10 protein-coding genes are annotated in these 9,123 nt (G+C 35.2%); 2 read left to right on the plus strand and 8 right to left on the minus strand.

The window, feature by feature from the left end; genetic code table 11:
• Positions 1 to 263: 263 nt before the first annotated feature.
• Both HC728_RS18985 and HC728_RS18990 read right to left on the minus strand, forming a co-directional pair.
• A complete protein-coding gene (locus HC728_RS18985) occupies positions 264 to 815 on the minus strand; it encodes a thermostable direct hemolysin-family toxin (protein WP_190395913.1) in 552 nt (183 codons plus the stop codon).
• Positions 816 to 1,058: 243 nt separating this feature from the next.
• The gene (locus HC728_RS18990; RefSeq protein ID WP_105063899.1) at positions 1,059 to 2,081 is read right to left on the minus strand and encodes a hypothetical protein; all 1,023 of its coding nucleotides are present in this window, start codon (positions 2,079 to 2,081) and stop codon (positions 1,059 to 1,061) included.
• A 293-nt stretch (positions 2,082 to 2,374) separates the two neighbouring features.
• Between HC728_RS18990 and HC728_RS18995 the strand changes: the two genes are divergently transcribed.
• Both HC728_RS18995 and HC728_RS19000 read left to right on the plus strand, forming a co-directional pair.
• Positions 2,375 to 3,334, plus strand: a complete 960-nt coding sequence (locus tag HC728_RS18995; protein ID WP_190395914.1) for a hypothetical protein — start codon at positions 2,375 to 2,377, stop codon at positions 3,332 to 3,334.
• Complete coding sequence (locus HC728_RS19000) at positions 3,331 to 3,972, plus strand: hypothetical protein (protein ID WP_190395915.1); 642 nt, start codon at positions 3,331 to 3,333, stop codon at positions 3,970 to 3,972. The genes HC728_RS18995 and HC728_RS19000 overlap by 4 nt, the downstream gene beginning before the upstream one ends.
• Positions 3,973 to 4,140: 168 nt before the next feature.
• Here the strand turns inward: HC728_RS19000 and HC728_RS19005 are convergent, their stop codons facing one another.
• The 6 genes from HC728_RS19005 to HC728_RS19030 form a co-directional block, all read right to left on the minus strand.
• Positions 4,141 to 4,428 carry a type II toxin-antitoxin system RelE/ParE family toxin gene (locus HC728_RS19005; protein ID WP_060994190.1) on the minus strand — a complete coding sequence of 96 codons (288 nt, stop codon included), beginning with the start codon at positions 4,426 to 4,428 and terminating at the stop codon, positions 4,141 to 4,143.
• The gene (locus HC728_RS19010) at positions 4,425 to 4,706 is read right to left on the minus strand and encodes a type II toxin-antitoxin system Phd/YefM family antitoxin (RefSeq protein WP_063650544.1); all 282 of its coding nucleotides are present in this window, start codon (positions 4,704 to 4,706) and stop codon (positions 4,425 to 4,427) included. Before HC728_RS19010 ends, HC728_RS19005 begins: the two co-directional genes overlap by 4 nt.
• Before the next feature lie 785 nt (positions 4,707 to 5,491).
• Entirely contained in the window at positions 5,492 to 5,956 is a 465-nt protein-coding gene (locus HC728_RS19015; protein ID WP_190395916.1) for an ASCH domain-containing protein, read from the minus strand.
• A 60-nt stretch (positions 5,957 to 6,016) separates the two neighbouring features.
• The gene (locus HC728_RS19020) at positions 6,017 to 6,910 is read right to left on the minus strand and encodes an IS3 family transposase (RefSeq protein ID WP_190395918.1); all 894 of its coding nucleotides are present in this window, start codon (positions 6,908 to 6,910) and stop codon (positions 6,017 to 6,019) included.
• Positions 6,865 to 7,173 (minus strand): transposase, encoded by a 309-nt coding sequence (locus HC728_RS19025; RefSeq protein WP_065624858.1) that lies wholly within the window; start codon positions 7,171 to 7,173, stop codon positions 6,865 to 6,867. The genes HC728_RS19020 and HC728_RS19025 overlap by 46 nt, the downstream gene beginning before the upstream one ends.
• Before the next feature lie 1,334 nt (positions 7,174 to 8,507).
• On the minus strand, positions 8,508 to 8,903 hold the full coding sequence (locus HC728_RS19030; protein WP_190395917.1) for a DUF2513 domain-containing protein: 396 nt from the start codon (positions 8,901 to 8,903) through the stop codon (positions 8,508 to 8,510).
• Positions 8,904 to 9,123: the final 220 nt, after the last annotated feature.

Below are 9,123 nucleotides of genomic sequence, written 5' to 3' on the forward strand. Positions count from 1 at the left end.
CGAACCTGATGAAATGAAAACCAAAAGGCAACAAAGAAGAAATTCACGCTTACTAAGCCGAAACTACGAAAGCCGCGATCCTATTGATGAACCGTGCAAAAAATTTCGGACTCAGTACGCACAACGCCTGCATAACACGTTTGCTACTATGTAATTATACTCAATATTGACGCCTTAAAACGAGAAACACTCGACAACCTGAGATGCCGAGTGTAGTAAATCGTGTTGATGCATTTGTTATACGATTAGTAATATTTTATTTGTTAATCTTGGTATTTACATTCATCATATGTAGAGCTGTCAGATATACACATAACTAGCAAGATTTCTTCATTCTCTTCGTATAGCTCGGTATTAACAAAATAGTTAGGAAGCGGTAAATCTACAACGCTGCCTATGTAAGGGAAACTGCTGCCTACACCAATAAAATCAATTACAGAATCAGAGCTATTTGTTACTGTACCTTCATTAAACCTCACTTTAATCATTGAACTAAAGTTTTCATATCCTGATATTGCAGCCATTGTGAACTGGCGATTGTCTATACTAATAGTCAGATAACCGTACGCCCACGGTGTATTAGATATTGTAAAAATTGACTGCTTTTTGACATCAGAATTTGGTACTCGTTTAATAGTTTTATTACTCCAATAACTATCAACATTAACATCTAGCTCAGTTGATTTATTTTTAACAATAAACTTTATAACCCCTGACTCCTGAGGGATCAAGTTATCGATAGGCACATCAATACTTGCCGTAGTCAAAAAAGGAATTAAAAAAAATAAAATAACCCAAGTAGTCTTTAAGAACATATTGCACCTCATACAAAAATGAAATTAGTCAATGATTATATATATCTTTTTTGTATATTTAAGCTGCAATATTTTACAGTATAAAACACCAACACGAATGCTCCATCGTATAACGCCTGCATAACACGTTTGCTACGATATAGACTTACCTGAATTTTACTGCCTTAATCACTGAAACTAAAGGCAAACCGATAACGCCGAGTGTAGCAAATCGTGTTGATGCATTTGTTAAATGTATATCACCTACCCATCTAATTTCATCGATGTTTTTGGCATTAGTTCAATAACCGAACGAACTGGATTTGATTGCCCTTGTGAGCTTTCATTTTTTATATAACCAGTATCTTGTGGTGTAAATATACAAGAAGCAGCATGATTTAAAACGATATCTTTAGCTTCAGCGGTAGACGCTGCATCCGTTAAAGCCTTATAAGTCATTAGCGCATTCTGACGGTGTTTATTTACAATGGCATTATGTTTATGAGATAAAAAGTTTTTTGCAGCTAAAAATAACAAATATGCAATTACACCAAAAATAAGTACTTTACTTGTAATTAATTGAAACGCCTGCAAATTATCTTCTGGTTTTAACCAAGACATTTTATGAATAAATAATGTACAAAAAGCATAAATACCTAAAGCAATCGCTGCTTGTATTGTTTTCACTTTCCAATATTCTGCAGCTTCATCATGTGATTCTGATTCATCCTTAAAATAAATAGCTTGTTGTGAAACACCTTGCTCTGCTGCAACTTTACGAACATCAGCCAAAACCTCCTGAGCTTGCTCTTGGTGTGTTGTTAAGTGGCCAGTAATTTCTGTTGCTTCATCCTTCACATTTTGAAGCATTGCCCTCGCTTCATTTTCCATACGCTGAAAATCAACAGATTTACTCGTACCATATGAAATAAATGGGAATAATTTCTGAAATGCCGGGTCATAGGCTGAAATCACCTGCTGAATTAAATTATCTCTTGGCTGAGTTGGATTTTGATTTTGAACAGTTGTTGGGTCGAAATCTAAGGCCTGTTGAAAACGATTAAAGTCAGCATCCGCCTGAACTTTAATTTGCCCTAGAATAGCATCTGGGAAATCGTCTAAAGTTGATAAACCTAATTGATTATATAACCGAATTAATTTGCTCGCAGGAGCTACAATTGCTGAAAAATCAAAGTTACGACCTAATTCATCTTCCCTAGCTAAAGTTTTTGCATCAAAAGCCTGCATTCTTGAAAGCGACTCTTGTGTTTCTTCTAATTGAGACATTTTTACCTCCATAAATTAACATATACATTTAACGCCTGCATAACACGTTTGCTACTATACAGACCTAGCTGAATTTTACTGCCTTAATCACTAAAACTAAAGGCAAACTGACAACGCCGAGTGTAGCAAATCGTGTTGATGCATTTGTTAAGTGAATAAAGCGATCACAAAAAGCATAACCTATTGAAAAACAAAAAAATAAAACAATAAAATAAATAATGAATTATCATATTAAAAACGTTATTATATGAATATAAAAATGATTAAAACTATCAGCTTATGGGTATTATTAAATGGCTTACTTAGACAAACGTAGAAAACAAATTCATTATCGCCATGCTGTCTTGCTACCAAATCATAGTAAATTGGGATTACAGACTCTTCAACAACGTTTTAGCCGTCTAATGTCTCAAGAATTAACAAACATAACAGATCGATTATATTTTCAAAGTGGGGACTCTATTGAAAAAGACCCTCATATGGCATTTTCTCATTGCTTTGAAGAAAAAGGCATGTTTTGTGGACAAATTGTTTATGTAGAACCTGGAAATAGTGTACCAGTAATATCAAAGAACGATTATAATAAAGCATCATTGCCAGTAGAAGCTCTACAAATATCAGATGAGATGTCACGAGAGTATCTTGATAGTATTGCTTTCATTAGCATAATAAATAATCACGTAATAATTTTACAAAGTAAAGCTATCCGAATTAAGGATATTGAAGAGTATTTGAACTTTTTATTACAATCAAATAAAGAAATTGATGATTATGAATTTGTTACACTTCAAGCAAACAATCTGACTCTTGACGATAATACTTTAAAAAATAAACAAGTAAAAAATGTAAATATTACTTTACCTTTGTCGGTAAACCCTTCCCATTTAGATGATACTGTAGCATTTGATGTTCTTAGTTCACTTTTAGGCTCGCACAGAATAGAAGAACTAAAAAGTTTACAAACCACGGATACAAAAGACCTAAAAATCGATATTAATATTGGTTATAAATATAACACTAATGATGCAAATCAAAATATGCTAACAAAGTTAACACAAGACCTTTTAGATAATAGAGATGAATCTTTAACTATTGAATTAAAAGGTACAGGGCGACTTGTTGGAGATGAAATTCAACTCAAAACAACAATTAACCTTCCTTATGATAAATCATTACCTGTTACAGAGCATGTATTTCGACTAATGCTCGATTGGTTACTTGAGCTTTTAGATCAAGGAGTTATAAATCCATGATAGATATAAACAAACAATATAGGAATTCGGTTATATACAGTTTAGCTGTATCTTTTGCTATCTCTATATTCCTGTTTATAACTAAAGATATTATTTCTATAAATTTAACAGGGGTGATGAGAGTTGTTGTAACGTTAATTTCAGCTCTTGTTGTAGGCGTTTTTTATAAGAAACATTTAGACTTAAAAGAGAAAATTACTACATTTACTCTTCCAGAAAAAACACCCACAAATATAAAACAGAACACTAAAAATTTAATTTCATCCTTTAACCTTGAATACCTCAACGTAAAGGTAATGCTTAAATTTGGAGTTACCTTAGCTGTATTTATGTTACTTTCCTTTGCTTCATTTCCTATAGGAAATGAAGCAATTGAATTTGTATTACAGCACTTTTTTATTTTTTTACTAATTATCTTTTTAGTTAAATTAACTTTTTTTCTTAATGAACTAAACAGCATATTGCAAAATTTCATTCAATTTTTAGAAAAAAAGGAAAGTATTGAAGAAAAAAGGCAAGAATTAATTGAGAAAATTCAATCTACAAAGACTGAATTCGAAAAAAACAATGAAATGACCGCAAAAAATAAAGATTTCGACGTTAGAAAACTTATAAGTGAAATTAAAAAAGACTCATAATCAAGTTTGAGCAGTTTCATTTTGTTACTGCTCAAAATTCACTTAACGCCTGCATAACACGTTTACTACTAAGCAATTATACTTAAAATTGACGCCTTAAAACGAGAAACACTCGGCAAACTGAGATCGCCGAGTGTAGTAAATCGTGTTGATGCATTTGTTATAATTTTATATATCAGCCATAGTCAGCAATTGACTACAGTTACGAACCGTTAAAATATTTATGCTTAACGTTACGCTATAAATAATGCGGTAATTGCCAAAAATGATTTCACGATAATTGGCTTTATTCAGCTCAGGGACAAGACGACCCAACTCTGGAAATGAACCTAAATTCTCAGCTTTATCGAATACATCGTTAACCCATTTTTCTGCCGCTGATGGATTGTCTAATGCTATGTATTCTGCTGTCTGCCCTATTTTATCTAAAGCAAGCGGCGACCAAATAACATTCATGAACGTAAGCGTCCTAAGATTTTAGAACGAGCATCATCATTTGATAAACCTAAGCCACTAGCGATTTGTGCTTCAGCTTGTTGCACCTCTTCCAGTAACTCTATTTTTTCTTGCATTGCTTCATATTCAGCAACGTCTAAAACAACAGCGACACCTTTACCACGTTGAGTGATAACTAAAGGTCTACGAGTTTCATTAATTTGACGAATAAACGACGCTACGCCAGCTCTAAATTCTGAAAGTGGTTGAATATCTTGGTCTAATCTTAATCGAGTCATAAATAGCACCTTAGTTGTACTTAATTTTGTACCAATTATAGTGCAAGTATAAATATTCAGCAATACTAAGAAAAATTATAACGCCTGCATAACACGTTTGCTACGATACAGACTTAGCTGAATTTTACTGCCTTAATCACTGAAATTAAAGGCAAACTGGCAACGCCGAGTGTAGCAAATCGTGTTGATGCATTTGTTACACGATCTTTGTCAACGCTTCGCTTTAATTGGTAAAGAACTGATTTACCAAGATTTACTGCTAACTGAGTTTAATTAGACTGGCTCAATTAAGCGAGCAAAATATCCATTCAACGACAATAACTGTGAAACGAAACAATCCCTTTTTCTTACACCATTTGTACGATTTGGTTTCAGCAAGTTTTTAGCTTATAAACCAAATATCATTGCCACAATTGGGATTGAAAATGCTAAGAGCAAAATACAGATGGTGACCTAAATGAGGCAAAACCATGAACAATTGAAGCGTGAATTGGTTTCTGAAATCCATGAACTTTTGGCAATAATGGTCAATTGCCGAACCTGATGAAACGAACACAAAAAGGCAACAAAGAAAAAGGAAAACCACCCTACTTTCTCGCCTAAAAAACTAACGGCTCAATCGCTGAACTGAGCCAAAAAACTGCAATCTTAGAGTTCGTGTAACGCCTGCATAACACGTTTGCTACCATGCCGATTAAACTCAAACTTACCACTTAATACGGTAAACTCAAAGAAACCTAGAATGCCGAATGTAGCAAATCGTGTTGATGCATTTGTTATATTGCCTATTGATAAACGACATGAAATCGTTCCAATACAAGAACCATGTCCTCATTAGGCTTAATATTTAACTCTGAACATTCAGCAGCAAAGAAACGCCAATGAGCTTCACGCCACCATTCTAATGAACGGTCGCCCTCGCCTTCTGCATGAGCAAACTCAGCCGTCACTTCGTTATATTTACACGTTTTAACTGAATCAATTTCAATGATACAAATTGGTTTCCCAGTCCAATCTACGACAACTTGTAAGTGACCAACGGTTGGCATTGGTTCTTCACCAGATTCATACCAAATATTTAAGCTACAAGTTGCTGTCTTTTGACCAATTCGGATTAATTCTGCGCATAAATTGGCATTATGCTCATCAGCACAGAAATAGTCTGAACTGAATGATTGATACTTTTCACGTTCAGTTTCAGAAAGTGAGCTTAGGTACTTATTCAAGTAGATTTGAGACTGTTCTTCCATGAAATCCTCTTAACTATTTTCGCAATTGGAGTACCCCACGAAAAGTAGACACTCTCTATTTTACTTATTTTCATACTCAACTGGGCTTACATAACCTAACGCTGAGTGCCTTCTTTTACGGTTATAGAACACTTCGATGTACTCGAAGATCCCAGCTCTAGCTTCATTTATAGACTGATAATCTTCCGCATAAATCAGTTCGACTTTTAGTCGACTGAAAAACGATTCCATTACAGCGTTATCCCAACAGTTACCTTTACGACTCATACTTGGCTCTCCGCCATGTCTACGCATAAAGTCTTGGTATTTTTGAGAGCGATATTGTACACCGCGATCTGAGTGGATAATAAGCCCCTTAGGGGGCTTACGTGATGTGAATGCCATTTTCAAAGCATCAGTCACCAGTTGTTCAGTCATTGTTGTATTCAATGACCAACCAACAATACGTCTAGAATGTAAATCCATTACTGTAGCTAAGTATAGCCAACGATCTTTAACCCAGATATAAGTAATGTCTGTTACCCATTTTTGATTTGCTACTGGCGATTCAAAATCTCGACGTAATAAGTTATCAGCTACGTTCGTTATAGCAGCAACATCTTTGATATATTTAAACGACTTGCCATTACGTGCTTTTATCTGTTTTTCTACCATAATATCAGCAATATAATTAACACTGCAGCTCTCACCTTGTGCGACTAACTCCCTGGTAATTCGAACTGCTCCATAACGAGCTCGAAACTCAGCATAAGTTTGCATAATTAGCAGCTCAAAGCGCTGTCTTCTCAAGAGCCGTTCACTTGGTGAACGGCCTCTCCAGCGATAATATCCAGATCTAGATACCTTCAAAGCGCGACACATCAGCGTCACCGTGTATTCTCCGATAAAGCTATGAATATATTCGTACTTTACTCTTGGCGCTTCGCAAAGTACGCAGAGACCTTTTTTAAGAATTCTAACTCTTCTTTGAGTCGCATATTTTCAAGTTTTAATTGCTGCATTTCTTTCGTCTCCTGCTTTGAATAATCAATACCCTCAAGGGTATTGAATTGTTTATCAGAGAGGCGTGTAAATTGACGTTTCCAATTAGCTATTTGTTGTGCACTGACACCAAGTTGCTTAGCTACTTGTGTTGCAGTTCGGTCTGGAAGTTGTGAGAGACGTACAGCTTCTTTTCGAAACTCTTCCGTGTACGCTGACTTTCTTTGTTTACCCATATAACACCTCTTGATTAGACTGTAGTTCTAACTTAATGTGGTGTCTACAAAACGTGGGTAACTCCACAATATAACGCCTGCATAACACGTTTGCTACGATACAGACCTAGCTGAATTTTAACGCCTTAATCACTGAAACTAAAGGCAAAATGACAACGCCGAGTGTAGCAAATCGTGTTGATGCATTTGTTACACGATCTTTGTCAACGCTTCCATTAACTTGGTAAAGAATTGATTTACCAAGACTTACTGTAAACTGAGTTTAATTAGACTGGCTCAATTAAGCGAGCAAAATATCACTTCAACGGCAATAACTGTGAAACGAAACAATCCCTTTTTCTTACGCCATTTGTACAATTTGGTTTCAGCAAGTTTGGAACTGATAAACCAAATGTCCTAACCACAATTGGGATTGAAAATGCTGAGAGAAAAACACTGATGCAGGATAAAATGAGGCATAGCCAAAGAACAATTGAAGCGTAAATTAGCTTCTGAAACGCCTGAATTTAAGGCAATAATAGTTCAATGCCGAACCTGATGAAACGGAAGCTAAAAGGCAACAAAGAAAAAGGAAATCCACCCTACTTTCACGCCTAAAAAACTAACGGCTCAATCGCTGAACTGAGCCAAAAAACTGCGATCTTAGAGTTCGTGTAACGCCGCAATAACACGTACGAACGACTGACTTTCCAAACCAATTATACTTCAAACCACAAACGCCGAGTGTAATTAGCATCGTGTTGATTGCTTTGTTACACGATCTTTGTCAACGCTTCGCTTTAATTGGTAAAGAACTGATTTACCAATAATATTTAGAAACCAATTCTAAATTACAAAAGCTAAATTAGCGAACAAAAGAAACGTTCAACTACAAAAACTGCGAAACGAAGCAATCCTTTTTCTAGCACCATTTGTACGATTTGGTTTCAGCAAGTTTTGAGCTGATAAACCAAATATCATTGCCACAATTGGGATTGAAAATGCTACGAACAAAGCACGGATGCAGAATAAAATGAGGCAACACCAAAGAACCATTGAAGCTTAATAATGCCTCTGAAACGCATGAACTTAGACCGAAAATAGTTAATTGCCGAAGCTGATGAAATGAAAACTAAAAGGCAACAAAGAAAAAGGAAATCCACCTTACTTTCACGACTAAAAAACTAATCGCTCAATCGCTGAACTGAGCCAAAAAACTGCGATCTTAGAGTTCGTGTAACGCCTGCATAACACGTTTGCTACGATACAGACTTAGCTAAATTTTAACGCCTTAATCACTGAAACTAAAGGCAAACTGACAACGCCGAATGTAGCAAATCGTGTTGATGCATTTGTTATACCAATTTATTTAACTCTTTCTCAATTCTTGATTTAGCCAATTTTTTAGCTACTTCGATTACAACTGATAACCCCTCTTCTTGAAACCTCTCTGATATTACTTTTAAAGTACCTGATTTAGCTAATTCTGAAGCAAAATCATGACCATCAGCAGTTAATCTAATCGGTGAGCTTGGATACAAATAACAATCTATACGACGTGAAAAAGTTAATATTTCATTAGGCCAAACTGCACAAATCAACCCTCTATCAATAAGAATTTCCATATGATGTACAAACTTATGATCATCAACATCCTTAAATTGAGAAAGGTCTCTCATTTTCAAATCTGGTTGAGGATGATCTAAAAATACATCTAATAACTGTTTTATATAACTATAATCATTTCTCATTCAATACATCCAAAACATAATAATACCGCTAATTGGTATAACGCTGGCATAACACGTTTATTACCATGCAGACCAACCTGAATTTTATTGCCTTAATCACAAAACTAAAGGCAAACCCAGAACGCCGAATGTAATAAATCGTGTTGATGCGATTGTTGTGCGTGCTTACTTTCGGCTTGGCCAGCTTGGTAAAGAACTGCCCTGCCAAGATTTTCTAAGC

It is taken from the genome of Aliivibrio sp. S10_S31 (assembly GCF_014694495.1).
Lineage (GTDB): Bacteria > Pseudomonadota > Gammaproteobacteria > Enterobacterales > Vibrionaceae > Aliivibrio > Aliivibrio fischeri.